Origin of the sequence: Novosphingobium sp. BL-52-GroH (assembly GCF_044813085.1) — a bacterium.
In the GTDB taxonomy this organism is placed as follows: Bacteria; Pseudomonadota; Alphaproteobacteria; order Sphingomonadales; family Sphingomonadaceae; genus Novosphingobium.
In genome coordinates this window covers 2937427-2958197 of sequence record NZ_CP171152.1, presented here as the reverse complement: position 1 = coordinate 2958197, position 20771 = coordinate 2937427, and the positions used below count along the sequence as shown (strand labels likewise).

The 20771-nt window shown below is 67.6% G+C and carries 17 protein-coding genes and 1 tRNA gene; all 18 read right to left on the bottom strand.

The annotated features are described in order from the left end of the window. Positions 1 to 146: 146 nt before the first annotated feature. Positions 147 to 222, bottom strand: a tRNA-Ala gene (locus ACFFDA_RS26905). Between the two features lie 120 nt (positions 223 to 342). Beyond that, positions 343 to 1119 (bottom strand): hypothetical protein, encoded by a 777-nt coding sequence (locus ACFFDA_RS26900; protein WP_404480321.1) that lies wholly within the window; start codon positions 1117 to 1119, stop codon positions 343 to 345. 190 nt (positions 1120 to 1309) lie between these two features. Beyond that, positions 1310 to 2050 (bottom strand): Bax inhibitor-1/YccA family protein, encoded by a 741-nt coding sequence (locus ACFFDA_RS26895; protein WP_404480320.1) that lies wholly within the window; start codon positions 2048 to 2050, stop codon positions 1310 to 1312. Between the two features lie 127 nt (positions 2051 to 2177). Continuing rightward, the gene (locus ACFFDA_RS26890; RefSeq protein ID WP_404480319.1) at positions 2178 to 2987 is read right to left on the bottom strand and encodes a pyrroline-5-carboxylate reductase family protein; all 810 of its coding nucleotides are present in this window, start codon (positions 2985 to 2987) and stop codon (positions 2178 to 2180) included. A gap of 260 nt (positions 2988 to 3247) precedes the next feature. Beyond that, entirely contained in the window at positions 3248 to 3769 is a 522-nt protein-coding gene (locus ACFFDA_RS26885) for a YbjN domain-containing protein (RefSeq protein ID WP_404480318.1), read from the bottom strand. 170 nt (positions 3770 to 3939) lie between these two features. Beyond that, on the bottom strand, positions 3940 to 5970 hold the full coding sequence (locus tag ACFFDA_RS26880) for an SPOR domain-containing protein (protein WP_404480317.1): 2031 nt from the start codon (positions 5968 to 5970) through the stop codon (positions 3940 to 3942). A gap of 239 nt (positions 5971 to 6209) precedes the next feature. Next, positions 6210 to 7730, bottom strand: coding sequence for a cell division protein FtsZ (gene ftsZ / locus ACFFDA_RS26875; RefSeq protein WP_404480316.1), 1521 nt, complete (start codon positions 7728 to 7730; stop codon positions 6210 to 6212). Positions 7731 to 8125: 395 nt separating this feature from the next. Beyond that, complete coding sequence (gene ftsA / locus ACFFDA_RS26870; RefSeq protein ID WP_404480315.1) at positions 8126 to 9406, bottom strand: cell division protein FtsA; 1281 nt, start codon at positions 9404 to 9406, stop codon at positions 8126 to 8128. Between the two features lie 16 nt (positions 9407 to 9422). Next, entirely contained in the window at positions 9423 to 10385 is a 963-nt protein-coding gene (locus ACFFDA_RS26865; RefSeq protein WP_404480314.1) for a cell division protein FtsQ/DivIB, read from the bottom strand. After that, positions 10382 to 11341: a D-alanine--D-alanine ligase gene (locus tag ACFFDA_RS26860; RefSeq protein ID WP_404480313.1), complete on the bottom strand. Its 960-nt coding sequence runs from the start codon at positions 11339 to 11341 to the stop codon at positions 10382 to 10384. The genes ACFFDA_RS26865 and ACFFDA_RS26860 overlap by 4 nt, the downstream gene beginning before the upstream one ends. Further along, positions 11338 to 11889, bottom strand: coding sequence for a DUF4262 domain-containing protein (locus ACFFDA_RS26855; RefSeq protein WP_404480312.1), 552 nt, complete (start codon positions 11887 to 11889; stop codon positions 11338 to 11340). The genes ACFFDA_RS26860 and ACFFDA_RS26855 overlap by 4 nt, the downstream gene beginning before the upstream one ends. Continuing rightward, positions 11886 to 12842, bottom strand: a complete 957-nt coding sequence (gene murB / locus ACFFDA_RS26850) for a UDP-N-acetylmuramate dehydrogenase (RefSeq protein WP_404480311.1) — start codon at positions 12840 to 12842, stop codon at positions 11886 to 11888. The genes ACFFDA_RS26855 and murB overlap by 4 nt, the downstream gene beginning before the upstream one ends. Next, positions 12794 to 14215, bottom strand: coding sequence for a UDP-N-acetylmuramate--L-alanine ligase (gene murC, locus ACFFDA_RS26845; RefSeq protein ID WP_404480310.1), 1422 nt, complete (start codon positions 14213 to 14215; stop codon positions 12794 to 12796). The genes murB and murC overlap by 49 nt, the downstream gene beginning before the upstream one ends. Before the next feature lie 136 nt (positions 14216 to 14351). Next, complete coding sequence (murG, locus tag ACFFDA_RS26840) at positions 14352 to 15611, bottom strand: undecaprenyldiphospho-muramoylpentapeptide beta-N-acetylglucosaminyltransferase (protein WP_404480309.1); 1260 nt, start codon at positions 15609 to 15611, stop codon at positions 14352 to 14354. A 10-nt stretch (positions 15612 to 15621) separates the two neighbouring features. After that, positions 15622 to 16824, bottom strand: coding sequence for an FtsW/RodA/SpoVE family cell cycle protein (locus ACFFDA_RS26835; protein WP_404480308.1), 1203 nt, complete (start codon positions 16822 to 16824; stop codon positions 15622 to 15624). Then, positions 16824 to 18170 carry a UDP-N-acetylmuramoyl-L-alanine--D-glutamate ligase gene (gene murD, locus ACFFDA_RS26830; RefSeq protein ID WP_404480307.1) on the bottom strand — a complete coding sequence of 449 codons (1347 nt, stop codon included), beginning with the start codon at positions 18168 to 18170 and terminating at the stop codon, positions 16824 to 16826. The genes ACFFDA_RS26835 and murD overlap by 1 nt, the downstream gene beginning before the upstream one ends. 24 nt (positions 18171 to 18194) lie before the next feature. After that, positions 18195 to 19265, bottom strand: coding sequence for a phospho-N-acetylmuramoyl-pentapeptide-transferase (mraY, locus tag ACFFDA_RS26825; RefSeq protein WP_404480306.1), 1071 nt, complete (start codon positions 19263 to 19265; stop codon positions 18195 to 18197). Between the two features lie 17 nt (positions 19266 to 19282). Then, positions 19283 to 20764 (bottom strand): UDP-N-acetylmuramoyl-tripeptide--D-alanyl-D-alanine ligase, encoded by a 1482-nt coding sequence (gene murF / locus ACFFDA_RS26820; RefSeq protein WP_404480305.1) that lies wholly within the window; start codon positions 20762 to 20764, stop codon positions 19283 to 19285. Positions 20765 to 20771: the final 7 nt, after the last annotated feature.

Sequence of the window (20771 nt, the reverse complement as noted above, 5' to 3'; positions counted from 1 at the left end):
CGGCGCCCCTGTTGCGACCGGTCCCGGCCGCCGGGACCTTGACCGTCCCGTATGCGCCACCTGCCGCAGATAAACAAAAAACCCGGCCGTGTCTCGGGCCGGGTGATGCCCGGGCGTTCCCGGACATGCCTAGAATGTCAAAATACTGGTGGAGCCGAGGGGGATCGAACCCCTGACCTCGTCATTGCGAACGACGCGCTCTCCCAGCTGAGCTACGGCCCCGTTCCAGTATCATGCCTTCCGCGGCACGGAGCCGCATCGGGAGCGCTCCCTTAGCGAAGAGAACCGCCCCGGAAAAGGGCAAAAATGCATGGCCGGACGAATCCGCGCCATGCCCGGGCGTTACTGGCTCGACACCTGAGGCAGCGTCGGCGCCTTTACGGCCGGCTGCGCCAAGGTCTGCTCGGCAGTGGGGCGCACCGTGATGAGCCCGCCCGAACCATAGCGCGACTGCCAGGCGGCCAGGTCGGCGCGGTACTGCTCGTACGCGGCGAAGAACTCCTTGAACGGCGCTTCCAGCCGAGCGAGGCCCTGGTACGAATAGGCCTCGAACTGGCTGGGCTCGACCGTCATCAGCTCGACGCTCAGCTCCATCGCGGCGCGGCAGAAGCCGGCGTCGACGGGGGGCAGCGAGAAGAAGTTGTAGACCTGCGTCTGGTACGTTTCGCGTGCGACGATCGCAGCGCGGCCCTTGTGCTGGCTCTGGAAGCTGCGGTCGATCTCCTTCGACGCCTTGTCCAGCGACTTGTCGTAAGTCTTGAGGAAGCGCTTGTAGCCGTCGAGGATCGGAGTGAACTGCGGTTCGACGCAGTTGAGCGCCGCCACGTTGTAGCCGGACCGCAGGTTCCATATCGCCTGCGAGGTGGAGATGCCGTAGTTCACCGTGCGGCGCTGCCCGTCAGCCGTCACGGCCGGAACCGTCATCTCCAGCGGCGCGCCCATCGGCGGGGTGGGCATCGGCGGGATGACGACGACCGGGGGCGGCGGTGGCGGGGGTGGCGGCGGCTTGGCGCAGCCCGCCAGCGTCGCGAGCGCCACGGCGACTGCCGAGCCGGCCAGCAGCGACAGGCGGCGACGCATGCCCTGTTCGCTTGCCCTCATGTCCATACCGTAGTTCACGCAAAACTCTCCAAAACAGGAGCCAAGGTCTAGCGTTGCAAGCCGATAAAGCAAATGCCCGGTGCGACGAAACGCACCGGGCATCATGGCTATCCGAATCTGCACTGTGGATTAATCGCTTAGGAGGAAATTACCTCCGTTCCGGTGCGATCATTAGTGCACAGATCCGATCGTCATCGTCGCGTGAGGCTCAGTCCCTCTGACCCAGGAAGCTCAGCAGGAACTGGAACATGTTGATGAAGTCCAGGTACAGGCTGAGCGCGCCCAGGATCACGGCCTTGCCCACGAAGTTGGTGCCGCGAAGCTGGAAATACTGGTTCTTGAGCATCTGCGTGTCGTAGGCGGTGAGGCCCGCGAAGATCAGCACGCCCAGCACCGAAATCGCAAGCTGGAGCACCGTCGAACCGACGAAGATGTTGACCAGCGACGCGATCAGGATGCCGACCACGCCCATGATGAGGAAGGTGCCGAAGCCCGACAGGTCCTTCTTCGTGGTGTAGCCGTAGAGGCTCAGGCCCGCGAAGGCGGCCGCCGTCGCGAAGAACGTGGTTGCGATCGACGAGCTGGTGTAAATCAGGAAGATCGTCGAGAGCGACATGCCCATCACCGCCGCAAAGCCCCAGTAGAGCACCTTGAGGGTGGATTCGCTGAAACGCTGGGCGCCGCCGCTGATCGCAAAGACGAAGCCGAGCGGGGCAAGCATGACCAGCCACTTGATCGGGCTGCCCACCATCGCCTGCGCCAGGCCGTAGTTCGCGAATACGAAGGCGACGATGCCCGAAAGCAGCACGCCCGAGGCCATGTAGTTGTAGATCGACAGCATATGCCGCCGCAGCCCGGCATCATAGGTGGTCCGGCCGGCGGTGCGCCCGTCTAGGCTCGGAGACGCACCGAAGCCCGTGCGGGGCTGGGGGTCGTTCCAATTCGCCATTTCTAACTCCCTTTCGCGGGTCACAGCACAATGCGGACCCGCACGAGGGGAATATCGCCCCGCACCCTCCAAGTTTCAAGGAAAACCGGAACCGGCGAATTGTGACAAAGTGTATAAGCGGCTTTCGTCAGCCGCGGCGGGCTTCCGCTGCCATTTCGGCGTTGCGGTCGCGCGAGGCTGCCATGGCATCGGCGACCACCGCGGCGAGCGCCCCGCCCGCGTCCAGCACGTTCATGCCCGCCCGCGTCGAGCCACCCGGGCTAGCCACCTTGTCGGCCAGTTCGCCCGGCGAGAACGCGGACGCCCCGGCGAGCCGCGCCGCCCCCTCGACCATGGCGAGCGCCAGGCGCTGCGACTGGCCTTCCTCGAGACCGAGCGCGGCCCCGCCGGCGGCCAGCGAATCGATGAAGCGGTAGACGAATGCCGGACCGCAGCCCGCCAATGCGGTGACCGCGTCGAACAAGTGCTCGCCGGCCAGCCACTCGGGCGTGCCGAGCGGGGTCATGAGCGCGGTCACGGCGGCGCGGCCGGTCTCGTCCAGACCACGGGCGTCGAGCGCGACCGGCGACTTGCCGATGGCCGCCGCCAGGTTGGGCATGATCCGCACCAGCCCGCCGGCCTCGGGGAAGCGCGCCGCGAGGCTTTCGAACTCGACGCCCGCGAGGATCGAGAACAGCACCGCCTGCCGCCCGGCGAGCGGAGCGAGCTGCGGCGCCACGTCGTCGAGGCCCTGCGGCTTCACGCCGAGCAGGATGGCGTCGAAGCGTCCCTCGGCCGGCAGTCCGCGCAGCAGGGTGACACCCTCGGGTACGGCATCGCGATACGGGTCGACCACGGTGAAGCGCGTCGCGGGAATGCCGCCCGCCAGCCACCCGGCGAGCATCGCCCCGGCCATGTTGCCGCAGCCTACGAGCAGGATGTTCTGAAACCGGTCCATGTGCATTGTCCTCGCGCAATTCTCGGCGCGCGGCTTAGGCGAGCGGGCGGGGCGTGCCAAGACCAACCCGCACGCCCCGCCTGCTCGCCCCCGAACCGGCATGCCTTATACGTTGAACCGTCGTTGCGAGCGCAGCCAAGCATTCCCGGGGGACGTGGCCCCGCCTTGGGTTGCTTCGCTGTGCTGCCAAGAACGAAAACGCGTCAACTCCACGTATCCCAGGCCGTGCCGAACCGGGGACCCTGATTGATTGAACGCCCTCAGGCCTCTCCGGCGGCGTCCACCATCGCGGCGGTGAGCGCTTCTGCAGGGGTCTTGTCGCCCCACAGGATGAACTGGAACACGGGATAGAAGCGGTCGCATTCCTCGATCGCGGCTTCCACCACCATCTGCGCCTGCCCGGGGCCGAGCAGCCCGTCGGGGCCGAGCATCAGCCCGTGGCGGTAGAGCACCACGCCGCCGTTCGACCAGACGTCGAAATGGCCGAGCCAGAGTTGCTCGTTGATGAGCGCCAGCGCTTCGTGGACGGCGGCGCGCTTGGCTTCGGCGATGCGGATGTCGGGCAGGCACAGCAACTGCAGCACGCGGTCCTCGGGACGCCAGATCGCCTGAAGCTGGTAGCTGGCCCAGGCGCCCTTCACTTCCGCCGAGATCTCGTCCTCGCCGGAATACTCGAAGGGCCAGTCGCGCGCCTCGAACAGCGAGGCCAGCATCTCCACGGGAGCGGCCTCGTCGTCGTCACGGTCGATATCGTCCTGAACGGTCCTCATAATCTGTGACATCAACCCTCCGCGAATACGGTGCATGGATGCTTCCTGCGGGCGGGAAAGCACAATCCGCCATGGATGATCGCCTGCGCATAACTGCACAAGCCTGTTCACAGCGTGTGGATAAGAACGAACCCCGTTTAACACAAGGCAAGCCGGGCGACCATCGCGCCGCCCGCAAGGCACTACTTGGCCGACAGCGCATCCACGACCTGGCCTGCAGGGCTCGTCCACGGCAGCGCATCGGAGAAGCCTTGCTTCCTGGCATCCGCAAGGAAAGCGCTCGCCGCCTTCTGCGTCGCGAAAGGGCCGATGAGGACGCGGTTGGTGCGCCCCATCTCGCTCACGTAAGGTTGCCGGCCCTTGAACAGAGCAGGCGCCTCGCGATTGTAGCGCCGCCAATCGAAGGCGATCGCCGCCTTGTCGCGCCCGACTCCGACCTGAACCCAGATACGGCTGGGATGCGCGGGAGGGGCCGGCTTCTTCGCCTTGGCCTTGGCATCGGCGGCCGCCTTGGCCTCCGCCGCCTTGGTCTTGGCATCCTTGGCCTTGGCGTCCTTGGTCCTGGTGGTGGCAGCCTTGGGATCGACGTTCGCCTTCCCGTCGGCCGGCTCGGCCTCGGCTACCTTGAGGGGTTCCGGCTTCGCCAGTTCCGACTTGGGCGGCACGCGCGAAGGCGGCGGCGCCGGCGTAATCATGCGGATGTCGACCGCGCCCGGCACCGGCACGGCCGCCGCGGTCGGCTTGCCGAGGTCCGCGAAGATGTCGGCAAGCGAAGGCTGCGCCGGAGCGGCAACCCGCGGAGCGGCCACGGCAGCGGTTGCGGGCGACGGCGCTGCGGGGGCAGGCGATGGCGTGAGGGGCGCCGGCGAGGGCGGCACAGGCGCCGACGGCGACGGCTGCGTCGCGGACATCCGCGCGAGGTCGAAACCGGGCGCCGGGGCCTTCGCGACGGGCGCCTTCGAAACGGGAGACGGGCTCGCCTGGGCGACGCGCGCGGGAACCGGAGCAGGTGCTTGTACGGGGCCGGAATCGGGCGCGAGTACCGGTCTGGGAGCGGCCACTGCCGACGGCAGTTCCACCCTTGACCCTCCATTCGCGCTACCGATGGGCGGCAGTTCGCCGGTATCCCGCTCGATCGTCGGATTGACTTCGGGCGGGGCCACCCGGTCGGGGTCCGCTGCCGCCAGCGTGGTAGTACGCGAGGTCGCAAGGCTCGGCTGAGCCCCGTCCGCCTTGGCGGGGCGCGCATAAGGCGGCGTCTTGACGGCCCTGCCCGGCTTGGCCGCGCCCGCCTTCGCGAGCTTGGTGCCTCCCGTGCCGAACGGCTCGCCCTTGGGGATCAGGCCATTGCCCGCGGCGCTCGCACGGGGCGGGGCATAGGCGGCGATGCGGGCATCGTCGCGGCCCACTTCCGACGCACGCGGGAAACGGCCGAGGTTTGCCGCCGCGGCCTGCTGCGCCCGTGTCAGTCGCGGCATGTACCGCAGATACGGCGCGATATTCTGGGCAAGCTGGGCGGGCAGGATCTTCTGGGCGACGTCGACCGCCTCGGCGGTCTGGCCTGCGATCGCCAGCGTGAAGGCACGGGTCCGCCAGCCCGGCTTGTCCTGCTTGTTGAGCAGCGGCAGCAGGGTCCTGTATGCCTCGTCGCCCTGCCCGCCGATCGCCTGACTGACCGCGAGCCGCGTGCGCAACTCGTCCGCCGCAGCGCCCGACAGCGACGGCAGCGCCATCGCATAGTAGCGCTGCGCCGAGGCATTGTCGCCGACGAGGTCGTAGGCCAGACCCCGGTCGGCGGAGATCAGCGAAGGTGTCGCCCCGGCCAGGTCGGCCGCGTCGAACAAGGGAATGGCGCTCACCGGATCGCCGCTGAGCACGAAGGCGCTGGCCAGCCCCGCCTTGACCCGGGCATTGCCGGGGCTCGCCTCGTCGGCGCGGCGATAGAAACCGATGGCCGCGGCATAGTCCTGCAACGCGCGGGCCGAATCGCCCGCCTCGATCAGCGCAGCGACGTCACGCGGGTTACGACCGATCGTCGCGAGTGCAGCGTTGAGGCGCTTGCTGTCGGCGCTGGGCAACGACTGGACGACCGGACGCGACACCACCGGAGCGCCTTGTGCGAAAGCAGGGGACGTCCCGATCAGCACGCCGGCCAGAGCTGCTCCGGACAACAACCGCGAAACCAAGTGATCCAACCGCACGTCCTTCGTCATCCCTGTCGACCCACCCGTTGGGCCTTTCGCGCGCCCATGGCACCGGACCGATGAACCTCAAGCGAACGCGGGACGCCCGATCCTGGTAAGAGGCTCGATTGGCCCCCGTCATCGGCGCGCGAGCACGGCCCCGGCGCCGCGCGCTGATCCGCCCCGCCTGCGCAAGGATCACGAACCGCGGGACCACAGTGGCGACGGCCGACGCAGCGGACAATGCCCGCTCCGTCGGCAACAACGCCTTATTGGTTGTTCTGCCGACCCAGGAAGCGGGGGATGCTGATGGACGCGGCGTCGTCGTCCTCACCGACCGGTTCGGCCGCACCGGGACGTGGACGCGACAGGCTGGTCATGCGCTCGAACAGGGTGCTGCCGCCCGTGGCGGGCTTGGGACGCGGCGGGACGGGGGCCTGGGCGACCGGCTGCGCCTGGCCGCCATCGAGGCGAAGCTCGTCCTGCACGCGCGGCCGGGCAACCGGCGCGGGTGCCGGCTCGGGCTCCGCCTGGGCTTCGAGGCCGAGGTCCAGCGGTTCGCTGTATCCGCCACGCAAGCCCGACGGGCCGCCGTAGCTGCCGGCGGCGGGCTGTTCGGCAGCCTCGTCCGCAGCGCCGAGTTCCAGCTCGGACGTCGGCTCGTAAGCGTCCAACGGTGCAGGTTCGACCTGCGGGACCGGCGCAGGGGCCGGAGCGGGAGCGGGCTGGTACGAAGCCGAGGAAGGCATCTGCAGCGCCGGGCGCACCGGGCCGCGCGAGGAGCCAAGGTTCATCGGACGCGAGGCGATCTCGGCCATTTCCGTCGTCTGCTCGATGCCGGTGGCGACGACCGAGACACGGATCTTGCCCTGCAGGTCCGGGTTGAACGCCGACCCCCAGATGATGTTGGCGTCGGGGTCGACCAGTTCGCGGATGTGGTTCGCAGCCTCGTCGACTTCGAGCAGCTTCATGTCGTCGCCGCCGATGATCGAGATGATGACGCCCTTGGCACCCTGCATCGACACGCCGTCGAGCAGCGGATTGGCGATCGCCCGCTCCGCGGCTTCCAGGGCGCGGTTCTGGCCTTCGCCCTCGCCGGTGCCCATCATCGCCTTGCCCATTTCGCCCATGACCGAGCGAACGTCCGCGAAGTCGAGGTTGATGAGGCCGGGCATGATCATCAGGTCGGTGATCGAGCGCACGCCCTGCTGGAGCACTTCGTCGGCGAGCGAGAAGGCTTCCTTGAAGGTGGTCTCGGCCTTGGCGACGAGGAACAGGTTCTGGTTCGGGATGACGATCAGGGTGTCGACGTGCTTCTGCAGCTCCTCGATCCCGGCGTCGGCAGCGCGCATACGGCGCGTGCCTTCGAACATGAAGGGCTTGGAAACCACGCCCACCGTCAGCACGCCCTTTGCGCGCGCCGCCTCGGCGATGATCGGCGCCGCACCGGTGCCGGTGCCGCCGCCCATGCCGGCGGCGATGAAGACCATGTGGACGCCGTCGAGCAGGCGCTCCAGTTCCTCGAGCGTCTCTTCCGCCGCGGCACGACCCACTTCGGGACGGGCGCCCGCGCCGAGACCCTGGGTGATGTCCGGGCCGAGCTGGATGCGCGTTTCCGCGATGGAATTGTTCAACGCCTGCGCGTCGGTATTGGCGACGACGAAGTCCACGCCCTCGATCTGGGCCTGGATCATGTTGGCGATGGCGTTGCCGCCAGCGCCGCCGACGCCGATGACGACGATGCGCGGACGAAGTTCTTCGATCGCCGGGGGTCCGATGTTAATGCTCATTTCGCTCTCCTGGCAGCCGCGTGCGCGAAGAAAATATATTGACTCGTCTGATGGCATGCTTCGAGTTATCGAAGCAAAGCATCATAAACCTTTGTCCACAGCCAAAGCCGCCATTTCCGCCACTTTGCGCTACGCCCGTCGTCCGGTTTGCACGGTTGGGCTTTGGCGGTGCCGGTGCGTTGTTTCTCGGGCCGTTCCGACAGGTATTTCCCACCCCGTCACTCTGAACTGGTTTCACGGTCCGTCGCGCAGTTGCCACCCAAGCGTCGGTTCGCCATCCGCCCGCGTGGCTTGCTGCGTCATGGCGCCGGACCGGCCGCGCGATCGAGCCTGAACCAAGTTCGGGGCAACCCCGTCTATGGTGCGTGCCTGGCTGCATCCGTTCCGACCGAACCTCAGAAATACTCGCGCAGCGCCTGGTAGACGCGCCCGACCATGCCCATGCCGCCCATCTTTACCGTCCGGGTGTGCCCGCGCCCGAGCGCCCGAATGTCGACCGGATCGGCCGCCGCGTAGAGCACCAGTCCCGCCAGCGTCGAGAAGCCCGGCTTCACATGTGCCTCGGCGAGGCCCGACAGGTGCGGGATGCGCCCGATGCGCACCGGCTTGCCGATCGCCGCCTGGGCGTAGTCCGCCAGCCCCACCAGCTCAGCGCCGCCGCCGGTGAAGACCACCTGCTTGCCCCGCTGGCCAGTGAAACGCATCGTCTTGAGCGCCTTGTTGATCTCCTCCATCAGCGAGCCGAGCTGGCCGGTGATGACGCCGATCAGCTCGGCGCGCGGGATGCGGTTCTTGTCGTCGGCGTGGCGGGCGATCGGGCCGGTGCCTTCCTCGCCCGGCGCGTTGACGGGGATCATCTCGCGATGGTCGGTGGGGTTGGCGATGGCCGAGCCGTTGACGCATTTCAGCCGCTCGGCCTGGAAGCGGCGGATGCCGAACGCCGAGGCGATGGCGTCGGTGATATCGGCCGATCCCATCGGAATCGCCATCATGTCCTTGAGCATGCCCTGTTCGTAGATCGCGACGTTGGTGACTTCGCCGCCGAACTCGACGAGCGCCACGCCAAGGTCGCGTTCCTCGGGAGAGAGGACGGCATGACCCGCCGCGATCGGGGAGCCGACCACTGCCTCGACCTGCAAGTGCGCGTTCTGCACCGCCTCGGTCAGGTTGCGGATCGGGGCGCCGTCGGCCAGCATGATGTGGATGTCCACGCCGAGGCGCTCGGCGTGGAGGCCCTTGGGATTGCCGACGCCGTGGGCACCGTCGAGCCGGTACTGTGCGGGCTGGGCATGGAGCACCATGCGCCCGTCCGGCTGGATCACGTCACGCGCGGAGATCAGGAGTTGGTCGATGTCCTCCTGCTCGATGCGGCGGCCGCCGATTTCGGCATCGAACTGGTCGATGCGGCTGGCGAGCCCTGCTCCCGAGCAGCCGATCCACACTTTCTGTACGGCGGTGTCGGCCATCTTCTCGGCACGATCGATGGCATCGCGCACGGCATACGTCGCGGCGGCCATGTCGGTGACGTAGCCGCGCTTGATGCCCTGGCTGGCGCGGTGGCCCGAGCCGAGCACGACCATGTCGCCCACCTCGTTGATCCCCGCGACGATGGCCGAGATGCGGAACGAGCCGATGTTGACCGCGCCGAAGACGCGAGTGATGCGCTGCGTCGCCATTAGTTGGTGTCCCCCATCACTGGTCTTCCGCCGTTTCGCCGCCCTCGGAGGCCGGGACCGCCGTATGCGGCACCGATCCGGCCTTGAGCGCGAGTTCCTGTCCTTCCTGCTCGGGCACGCGCAAGTAGATGCGGTCCCTTGCGCGCATGTCGAACGCCGTCACTTTGCCGCCGAGAAGGCGATTGGTGCCGTCGAGCCGCGCGAAGGTCACCAGCGCGCCGGCGGATTCGCGGTCGCCCTCGGGCAGTGCGAGGACCTGGCCCGACTGGAAAGTCAGGTTCCAGCGGCGATTGCCGATCCACTCGGCCTCGGCGACGCGGGGCTTCAGCGCAGGCGCCGCCTCGAGCAGCTTGCCCAGCGCGATGACCTGCTGGCCCGCACCGGGGCCCGAAACGATCAGCTTGCCGCCCGCTTCCTTGCGGTTGATCGCTTCAAGTTCATGCCCGGTCTCGTCGATCAGCACGAAGCGGTCGGCCTTGCGCAGCACCGCATGGGGCTCGCGCTCGACGATGTCGATCACGAGTGTATCGGGCAACTGGCGTGAAACGCGCGCATCCTTGACCCACGACAGGCCGAGCAAATCCTGCCGTAGCCCCTCGATATCGACCAGCGGCATCGCCCGATCGCGCTCGGCCAGGGCCTTTTCGTAGACCTTCAGCTCGTTGATGTTCTTGACGCCGCGCACTTCGACGCGCTTGACCTCGAAGCCGGTCTGGCCCGCGACCAGCGCCATCTGCTTGCCCGCAAGCGTCGGCAGCCCCGCGAACGAGGCGACCACGCAGACCAGCGCCGCCGCTCCGCCAAGGATCGCGACGAGGAAGATCTTCTGCAACTGCGCTTCGCTGAACGGCAGCCAGCCCATGGCCATGTCGAGCGCCGAGCCGGTCCGCGCCTTGGCCGCGCGCACTTTGCGCTGCTGCCCCTGCGTGGCGGCGGCCTTGCGGGCAGTTGTGCCCTTGCGCCGGATCGTCTGGCTCATTTGGCCCCTGCTTTCGTCGCCTTTGGCGCGTCGGCCAATGCCTCGGCGATGATCGCCTCGACCAGTTCGGGATAGTCCATGCCGCAGGCGCGCGCCTGTTCGGGAACGAGGCTGAGCGGGGTCATGCCCGGCTGGGTGTTGACCTCGAGCAGGAACAGGCCTTCGATGCCCTGCGTATCGTCCCAGCGGAAATCGGCGCGGCTGGTGCCCTTGCAGCCGAGGAGCTGGTGCGAGCGCAGGGCGAGGTCCTTGCAGGCCTGGGCGATTTCGTCGGGGATTTCGGCGGGGCAGACGTGTTCGGTCAGCCCGTCGGTGTACTTGGAATCAAAGTCGTAGAAGCCCGACTTGGGCTTGAGTTCCGTCACCAGCAAGGCGCGATCCCCGATCACGGCCGTGGTCAGTTCGCGACCGCGGATGTAGGGTTCAGCCAGCAGTTCGTCGAACTCCTGCCACGGACCCGTCACGTCGCGCGCGATCGGGTTGCCGTAGTTGCCCTCAGGCGTGACGATGGCAACGCCCACCGACGAGCCCTCGTTGACGGGCTTCAACACATAGGGGCGCGGCAGCGGATCGCGCTCGTGGATCTCGGCGCACTTCACCACGCGCCCCCCGGGCATGGGAATGCCGTGGGGGACCAGCGCCTGCTTGGTCAGTTCCTTGTCGATCGCGATCACCGAAGTGGCGAGGCCCGAGTGCGTGTAGGTCAGGCCCATCAGGTCCATCATCCCCTGCACGGTGCCATCCTCGCCGGGGGTGCCGTGAAGCGCGTTGAACACGACGTCGGGCCTGGCCTCGGACAGCCTAAGCGCGACGTCGCGGTCCATGTCGATGCGGGTGACCTTATGGCCCTTGCTCTCCAGAGCCTTGGCCACGCCCTCGCCGCTCATCAGCGAGACCGGGCGTTCGCTCGACCAACCGCCCATCAGGACCGCAACGTGAAGCAGGGGAAGGCTCATGAATTCAGACTCGTTCTGTAAAGAGGGGTTTGCAGGTCGCGGACGGCCTCGGAGCAGCCCTTGTCCCATGGGAACAGGCCGTCGTCGACGCCGGGCCAGACGATCTGCATGGCGCGCGTGAACTCGGTTTCCATCTCGGTCTCGGCATACCAGATGGCGGAATTGAAATAGTAGGGCACCAGGCACTCGGGCTCGACTTCGCGCAGCACGCAGCGGTGGCCCTTGAGCAGGCCGTCGATTTCCTTCCAGTCCTCCAGCACGAAGCCTTCGCGGCACATGTCGAGGACGCCGTTGATGACGGCCGCCGAAAGCTCGGTCGAGAAGCCGAAGACGATCACTTCGGGCTGCCCGACGGTCTTGGCGAAGCCGACCGAGTAGGCGAAGCGCGAATCGCCCTCTTCCTCCTCGTCGAACTCGCCGTCGTCGAACTCGTCGAGATCATCGTCCTCGTCGGGCGGGGAGACGACGGTGATGTGGCAGCCGAATTCCTCGATGTTGTCGAGGATCTGCTGTTCGTGGTCGGTGAGATCCCAGTCGTGGTCGCTCATGGCCTGCCAGCCTCGGGCTTGCGGCCCACCCGCTGGATTTCCCATTCGAGATCGACGCCCGAACGCGCCTTGACGCGGCGGCGCACTTCCTCGCCCAGGTCCTCGATCTGGGTGCTGGTCGCCTCGCCGGTGTTGAGCAGGAAGTTGGTGTGCTTCTCGCTGACTTGCGCGCCGCCGATGGCGAGGCCACGGCAGCCGGCTTCGTCCACCAGTTGCCAGGCCTTGTGGCCATCCGGGTTCTTGAACGTCGAGCCGCCGGTCTTGGAACGCAGCGGCTGCGAGGCTTCGCGGGCGGCGGAAATGCGGTCCATCTCGGCCTGGATTGCCTCCGGTTCGCCGGGGCGGCCCTCGAAGCGGGCAGAGACGACGACCGCGCCTTCGGGCAGTTCGGAGTGCCGGTAGGTGTAGCCCAGGTCGGCGTTCGCCAGCGTGACCAGCGAACCGTCGCGCAGCACCACGTCGCAGTCGATCAGGATGTCCGCGACCTCGCCGCCATAGGCGCCGCCGTTCATCCGCACGAAGCCCCCCACGGTGCCGGGGATCGACCGCAGGAACTCGACACCCGCCACACCAGCATCACGCGCGGTGGAAGACACCAGGATGCCGCTTGCACCGCCGCCGCATGCGAGCGTGACGCCATCGGCGGCGACTTTGGCGAAGGCCTTGCCCAGCCGGATCACGACGCCGGCGACACCTCCGTCGCGCACGATCATGTTGGACCCCAGGCCCAGCGCCATGACCGGCACTTGCGGGTCGAGCGCGGCGAGGAAGTCCTGGAGGTCGGCGAGATCTTTGGGCTCGAACAGCCACTGCGCATGGCCGCCCGCCTTGAACCAGACGAGCGGCGCCAGCGGGGCGTTCGGGGTCAGCTTGCCGCGTACAGAGGGAAGGCTGGCGGCCTCGATCACACGGCCCTCCGCACCTTGATAGCCTCGGCAAGCCCGGCCGCCCATTTGGTGATGTCGCCCGCGCCCAGACACACCACCATGTCGCCAGCCTGCACCGTGCCCGCCAGCGCGTCGGCGAGCGCGTCGGCCCCGGCGATGACTTGCGCCGAACGGTGTCCGCGCGCCTTCATCCCTGCCACCATTTCGGCGCTGTCTACGCCCTCGATCGGCTGTTCGCCGGCAGGATAGACGGGCGCCGCATAGACCACGTCGGCGTCGTTGAAGGCGCCCTGGAAGTCCTCCATGTGATCGCGCAACCGGGTGAAGCGGTGCGGCTGGACCACGGCGATGACGCGGCCTTTCACGCCTTCGCGCGCGGCGGCGAGAACGGCGCGGATTTCGACCGGGTGGTGACCGTAGTCGTCGATCACCGTCACGACCCCGCCATCCAGCGCCACTTCGCCGACGTTGGTGAAGCGGCGCTTGACCCCTCGGAACTTCGAAAAGCCGGTCTGGATGCACGAATCCGAGCAGCCCATCTCCACCGCCACGCCCACGGCGGCAAGCGCGTTCTGGACGTTGTGGCGGCCGGGCATCGGCAAGGCGATCCCCTCGATCCGGCGGAACGAACCGTCGCGCTGGCGCAGCGCCACGTCGAAGCGGTTGCCGCCGGGGATCGGAGTCACGTTCTCGCCGCGAATGTCGGCCTGGGCTGAGAAGCCATAGGTCACCACGCGGCGGTCGCGCACCTTGGGGATGATCGCCTGTACTTCGGGGTGGTCGATGCACAGCAGCGCCGCGCCGTAGAACGGGACGTTCTCGATGAACTCGACGAACGAGTCCTTGATCCTGTCGAACGAGCCGTAGTGGTCGAGATGCTCGGGATCGATGTTGGTGACGATCGCGATCGTGCCGTCGAGACGCAGGAAAGAGCCGTCGCTCTCGTCGGCTTCCACCACCATCCAGTCCGAGGCACCAAGGCGCGCGTTGGAACCGTACGAGTTGATGATCCCGCCGTTGATGACGGTCGGATCGACGCCGCCGGCATCGAGCAAGGCCGCGACCATCGAGGTCGTCGTCGTCTTGCCGTGGGTGCCGGCGACCGCGACGGTGTTCTTGAGGCGCATCAACTCGGCCAGCATCTCGGCGCGTCGGACCACGGGGATGCGGTGTTCGAGCGCGTAGACGACTTCCGGGTTCTCGCGCTTCACCGCCGTAGACGTGACGACAACGGCCGCACCTTCGACGTTGGCGGCCGCGTGACCGATCATGACCTTGATCCCGCGCTCGCGCAGGCCCTCGACCACGTAGCCCTCGGCGATGTCGGAGCCCTGCACCGAGTAGCCGAGGTTGTGCATGACCTCGGCGATGCCGGACATGCCGATGCCGCCGATGCCGACGAAGTGGATCGTGCCGATGTCGGTGCCGACGCCCTTCACGCGACGGCTCCAAGATACTTCGACAAGCTCGGCACGAGCGGGGAAAAGTTCTGCAACGACAGCTTCCTAGAAATCCTCTGACATCCGACATCCGCTCCGTCCAGGCTGGACGAAGGCCAGGCAGCGCTACACCGGATCACGGCGCCATCTCCCGCGCCAAGGCCTCGCCGCCTTGCGGCGCTGTGGCCTTTTCCATGCGGATCACGTCCATGATTGGTGCCGCGCCGAAGCTCTCGACCAGATCGGCGAGATCCTTCGCCGCGTTGGGATAGCCGCAGTTCCACGCCGCATGGGCCGCGTTCGCCAGCGTATCGGGATGCTGGGCGATGGCTTGGATCTGTAGGCACAAATCCTTAGCCATCTGCTGGTGGATTTCCGACTGCTTGGAGAGCAGCGCATTGCGCTTGTCGCCCTTGTAGGCGTCGGGCTCCTCGGTGGTGATCGCGGGCTGGCGAATGACCCGCGCACCGCCTGCCGCAACGATCTCGCGGGCATTGGCGGTCTGGTGATCGTCGGTCGCGTAAGGCAGCGGTATGAGGATCGCGGGACGGCCGACAGCAGTGAGTTCCGCGATGGTCGAAGCGCCCGAGCGGCCGATGAACAGGTGCGCCCCCGCGAGCCGATCTGCCATGTCCTCGAAATACGTCGCAAGTTCGGCCGGGATGCCGTGCGCGGCGTAGCGCTGGCGCACGCCCTCGATATCCTCGGGCCGGCACTGTTGGATCACCTGAAGGCGCGAGCGAAGCGCGGGCGGCAGCATCGCCAGCCCCTCGGGCACGATCTGCGAGAGCACCCGCGCGCCCTGGCTGCCGCCGGTGACGAGGATGCGCAAAAGGCTGTCCTCGGAAAACTCGGGGAAAGGCTGGTCGCGCAGGGTCAGCACTTCCTCGCGCACCGGGTTGCCCACCAGCGTCACTTTGGCGTCGAGCGAGGGATCGAGCCGGTCGGTCCGCTCGCTGGAGGTGGCGATGGCGTCGACGCGCTTGGCGAAATAGCGGTTCACCCGGCCCAGCACCGCGTTCTGCTCGTGCAGCACGGTCGGCAGCTTCGCCGCGCGCGCCGCCAGCAGCGTGGGCAGCGCAGGATAGCCGCCGAAACCGACGACGGCGGTGGGCTCGAAGGTAGCGAACAGGCGCAGCGCCATGCGGCGGCCTTCGAGCACGCCCTTGGCACCCTTGAGCCAGCCGAGCGGGTTCCTGCCCGCGATGCGGCCCGGCGGCAGAACGTGGGCGGGCAGGTAATCAGGCTTGCCGGGGATCGCGGCGCCGCGCTCGTCGGTTACCAGCGCGACGTGGTGGCCACGCGCGTGCAACTCGGCGGCGAGTGCGAAGGCCGGAATGAGGTGTCCGCCCGTCCCGCCCGCAGCGAGGACATAGTGGCGCGAGACCAGGCTCATTGGTGCCGGCTCATGGGTGAATGTCTCCGATAGCGCGCAGGGAAAACTTCTCACGCTTGATGAAGGGATTGCGCCGGGTGACGGCGAGCAGCAAGCCCATGCTCAGGCACATCGCGACGGTGGACGAGCCGCCGTAGCTGATGAGCGGCAGGGTCATGCCCTTGGAAGGGAACAGCTGCAGGTTGACGAGGATGTTGATGAACGCCTGCCCGCCGAACTGCGCCGCGAAGCCCGAGGCCGCGAGTACCGTGAACAGGTCTTCCTCCTCCACCAGCCGCAGGATCACCCGGGTCAGGATCGCGAGGTAGAGCACGACGATGATCATGCAGGCGATGAGGCCGAACTCCTCGCCGATGACCGAGAAGATGTAGTCGGTATGCGCCTCGGGCAGTGCCAGCTTGCGGGTGCCCATCCAGAATCCGAGGCCCGTCCAGCCGCCGTTTAGGATCGTGCGCTGGGCCAGGTCCACCTGGTCGAACGCGGTGCCGCCGAACAGGAAGTTGTCGATGCGGTTGCGGCCGTTGTCGTACGTGAAATACATGAGGACGAGGCCGGCAATGCCGACCCCGAAGAACATGCCAATGCGCCGCAGATCGATCCCCGACAGCAGGATCAGGACGAGGAAAGCCCCGGAAAACAGCATCGTCGAGCCAAAGTCCGGCTGCAACATCAGCAGCCCCGCCAGCAGGCCCATGAGCCCGAAGCAGATGCCGACCACCGGAATGTTCGGATCGCGGGCGCGCCAGGACAGAATCCACGCCAACAGGATCGGGAATCCGCACTTGAGGAATTCGGACGGTTGCAGCGAGATGCCAAAGCGCAGCCAGCGCCTGGCGCCGTTCACTTCGGAACCGACCAGCGGCACCAGCACCAGTGCGACGAGCATCGCCCCGCCGAGCAGGATGCCGAAGCGCCGCGCGTTGTCCTTGCTCAGGCTCGATGTCCAGAACATCGCCACCAGGCCCAGCAATTGCCAGCGCATGTGCAGGTAGAAGAAGTGGAGCGGGGAAAGCTTTTCCGCCGCCGTCGACAGTCGGCGGGCGCTGGCGGGGGAGCCCGCCGCCACGGCCACGGCGCCGATCGCCATGAGGACCAGCACGAGAACCAGCGTCGGCCGGTCGATCTCCTGCCACCAGATCGCAAGCTGGCTGCGCCGGTTGCGGTTGTAGCGCTGCGACGCGGCGCCGCCCGGGTTCGGGGCGATGGTGGCCATCAGGCGGTCCCCTCATCGGGTGCGAGGAGCGCCTCGACGATCTGGCGGAAGGCCTGCCCGCGCGCTTCGTAGTCGCGGAACTGGTCGAAGCTGGCGCAGGCGGGCGAGAGCATGACGACGTCACCGGGTTTCGCGGCAGCCATCGCCTCGCGGATCGCCTCGGCCATCATCTCGGAGTTGTGGACGGGGACGTGCGGCGCCAGGATCTCTGCGAAACGCGGGCCGGCATCGCCGATGGTGTAGGCGGCGGCGATGTTGCCGAAGAACGGCACACACTCGTCGAGGTTGTCGCCCTTGGGCAGCCCGCCCAGAATCCAGTGGATGCGGGGATTAGGCTCTGGCGGGAAGGCGGCGATGGCCGGCGCGGTGGAGGCCGGGTTGGTCGCCTTGCTGTCGTTGATGTAAGTGACCCCGTTCGCCTCGGCGACGCGCTCCATGCGGTGCGGCAAGCCGCTGAAAGTGCGTAAGTGCTTGCGCCACTGCGCCTTCTTCACCCCCAGCGCCTCGACGATCGCGACGGCGACGGCGGCGTTCTGGAGGTTGTGCGGGCCCTGCAGCGAAGGCCATTCCTTCTGAAGTGGGGCAAGGTCGCCCCCGTCGACCATGCGTACCAGCCCCGGCGCGCGCTGCGCGGCCTCTATATGGGCGAAGGCGCGGGTTTCCCGGTCGCCGGTGCCGAAGATGGCGTGACCGGCCCTGCCCTGCATCGCGAACAGGCGCGCCTTGGACGCGGCATAGGCCTCGAACCCTTCGTAGCGGTCGAGGTGATCGGGGGTGATGTTGAGCAGCGCCGTTACCTCGCAGTCGAGGCTGCGGGTGAGGTCGATCTGGTAGCTCGACAGTTCGAGCACGTAGACGCTGCCGGCCGGAAGCGGTTCGGTGCCGAGGACCGGCACGCCGATGTTGCCGCCGGCGCGCGCACGCACGCCGGCGCATTCGAGCAGGTGGCAGACCAGCGAGGTCGTGGTCGACTTGCCGTTGGTGCCGGTGATGCCGACGACACGGTGCGCCGGCAGGTGGGGCCGAGCCAGCGCGAAGAGTTCGATGTCGCCGATGACCGGCACGCCTGAGCGTGCGGCGGCTTCGGCGATGGGGTGGCGATTGAGCGGGATGCCGGGCGACACGACCACCCCGTCGTAGCCGGTGAGGTCGGCCGAGACCGGGTCGGCCAGCTCCACCTTGCCGCAGTCGGTCCACTCGCACAGCGACTGGCGCGCTTCGTCGCGGCTGTCCCAGGCCATGACGTGCGCCCCGCTCTCCACCAGCGTGGCGACCGCCGTCAGCCCCGAACGGGCAAGCCCGAGGACGGCGTAGCGCTTGCCGGCGAAGATGGGGGAGACGATCATGCGCCGATCCTCATCTCTTTGGCCTCATCGCAGCTTCAGCGTGGCGAGACCGAGCACTGCGAGCACGATCGAGATGATCCAGAAACGGATCACCACGGTCGATTCATGCCAGCCCTTCTGCTCGAAATGATGGTGGATCGGGGCCATGCGGAAGACGCGGCGGCCGGTGCGCTTGAACCAGAAGACCTGGATGATGACCGAGACCGCCTCGAGCACGAAGAGGCCGCCGACGATGGCGAGCACGATCTCGTGATGCGCCGCGACGGCGATGCAGCCCAGTGCTCCGCCCAGGGCGAGGCTGCCGGTATCGCCCATGAACACGGCGGCGGGCGGGGCGTTGAACCACAGGAAGGCAAGGCCCGCCCCCATGATCCCGGCGCAGAAGATCGCCAGTTCGCCCGCGCGCGGAACGTGCGGGATGCCCAGGTACGTCGCATAGTCGACGCGGCCCGCGAGATAGCAGATGATCGCGAACGTGCCCGCCGCGATGATGACCGGCATCGTCGCCAGGCCGTCGAGCCCGTCGGTGAGGTTCACCGCGTTGCCTGCGCCGACGATCACCACGGCGGCGAAGACGTAGTAGAGCGGCCCCAGCGGTATGTAGCGACCCGATAGGAACGGCACGTAGAGGTTGGTGTTGAGCTGGCTGACGATGATGTACGAGGCGATGCCGGCGACGATGAATTCGAGCAGAAGCCGCAGCTTGCTGGAAAGGCCGGCGTGGTGGCGCTTGGTCACCTTGTCGTAGTCGTCGAGGAAGCCGATCGCGCCAAAGCCCACCGTGACAGCCACGCAGGCCCACACGAACGGGTTCGTCATATCCATGAACAGCAGCATGGTCAGGACCAGCGAGGTCAGGATCATCAGCCCGCCCATGGTCGGCGTGCCGCGCTTGGCGAGATGGGTCTGCGGGCCGTCCTCGCGGATGGGCTGGCCCTTGCCCTGGCGGATTCGCAGCATGTTGATGAACTTGGGGCCGATAATCAGGCCGATCACCAGCGCTGTCATCAGCGCCGCGCCCGAACGGAACGTCTGGTAGCGGAAGAGGTTTGCAAGTCCCTCGTAGTGGAACCATTCTGCGATGAGATACAACATCTTGCGGGGTTTGACCCCTACCCTTCCTGCTTGCTTAGCGCCGTTACGAGAGCGGCTAGACCCACCGAATTCGAGCCTTTGACGAGGATGGCATCATCCCGTCGCAGGCCGAACGCGCGCAAGGTTTCGACAGCTTCCCGCACACTCGGGCAATGCGCGAAGGGCACGGATTTGCCAAGCTCCGCGCCTTGGGATTTCCCCAATTCCGCCGCCAAAGCGCCCATCTCGTCGCCTACCAGCACCGCATAGTCGACCGCCGCCTCGCGGATCGGCGCGGCCAGTGCGGCGTGGTAGTCGGGGCCGTGGCTGCCCAGTTCCTTCATCGCGCCGAGAACGGCGATCCGGCGCTGCGCCGGGGTGCGCCCGAGCTGCGCCAGCGTGGCCCGCATCGAGGCGGGATTGGCGTTGTAGCTTTCGTCGATCAGCAGGGCCTTGCGGTGGCCATCGGCATCGGGCTCGCCACCTTCGACGTCGATCTCGATCCGGGCGCCGCGCCCGGCCATGCCGCCCATCTCGGCGAGCGCGACCCCGGCGGCACCGAGGTCGCCCTTGACCGCGCGGACTGCGGCCATGACCGCGAGCGAGTTGATGACCTGGTGCTCGCCCGGCGCCGCGACGGTGTAGCAGACCCGCCGATCGCCCATGTCGACGGTAACGAGCGAACCGCCACCGATCGCAGGCACCGTATCGAGCAGCCGCACGTCGGCGTCGGCGGCCTTGCCGAACGAGACGATTTGCGCCCCGCAGGCCAGCGCCGCTTCGCGCAAGGCGCCATAGTGCGGGCTGTCGACCGGGATGACGGCGGTGCCGCCTTCCTCGAGCCCCTGGAAGATTTCCGCCTTGGCGCGGGCGATGGCTTCCTCGGAGCCGAGCATCTCGATGTGCGCAGGCGCGATCGTGGTGATGACGGCGACGTGGGGGCGAACCTGGCGGGTCAGCGCGGCGATCTCGCCGGCGTGGTTCATGCCCATCTCGAACACGCCGAAGCGCGACCGGCCCGGCATGCGCGCGAGGCTCAGCGGCACCCCGACGTGGTTGTTGTAGCTCTTGACCGAACGATGCGCATCGCCCCGGCTGGAGCGGTCGAGGGCAGAGAAGATCATCTCCTTCACGCCCGTCTTGCCGACCGATCCGGTGACCCCGATCACCGGGCCGCGCGCGCGCAGGCGGGCCGCGGCGCCAAGGCGTTCGAGCGCCTCCATGGTGTCGGCCACGAGAATGTGCGGGCCATCGACCGGACGGTCGACGACCACCGCGGCAGCGCCCTTGGCGAAGGCCATCTCTACGAAGCGGTGGCCGTCCATCGCCTCGCCCTTGAGCGCGAAGAACAGGTCGCCGGGCTGCACGTCGCGGCTGTCGATCTCGACGCCGGACACGGTAAAGTCCGCGCTGGCGGTGCCTTTCACCGCGCGCGCGATGGAGGCGGCGTCCCACAGGACCTGCTGGTTGTCCTCGGCTGCATCGAGCGGCCAGTCGAGTATCCGGGCAACAGCTACCATCGTCGTT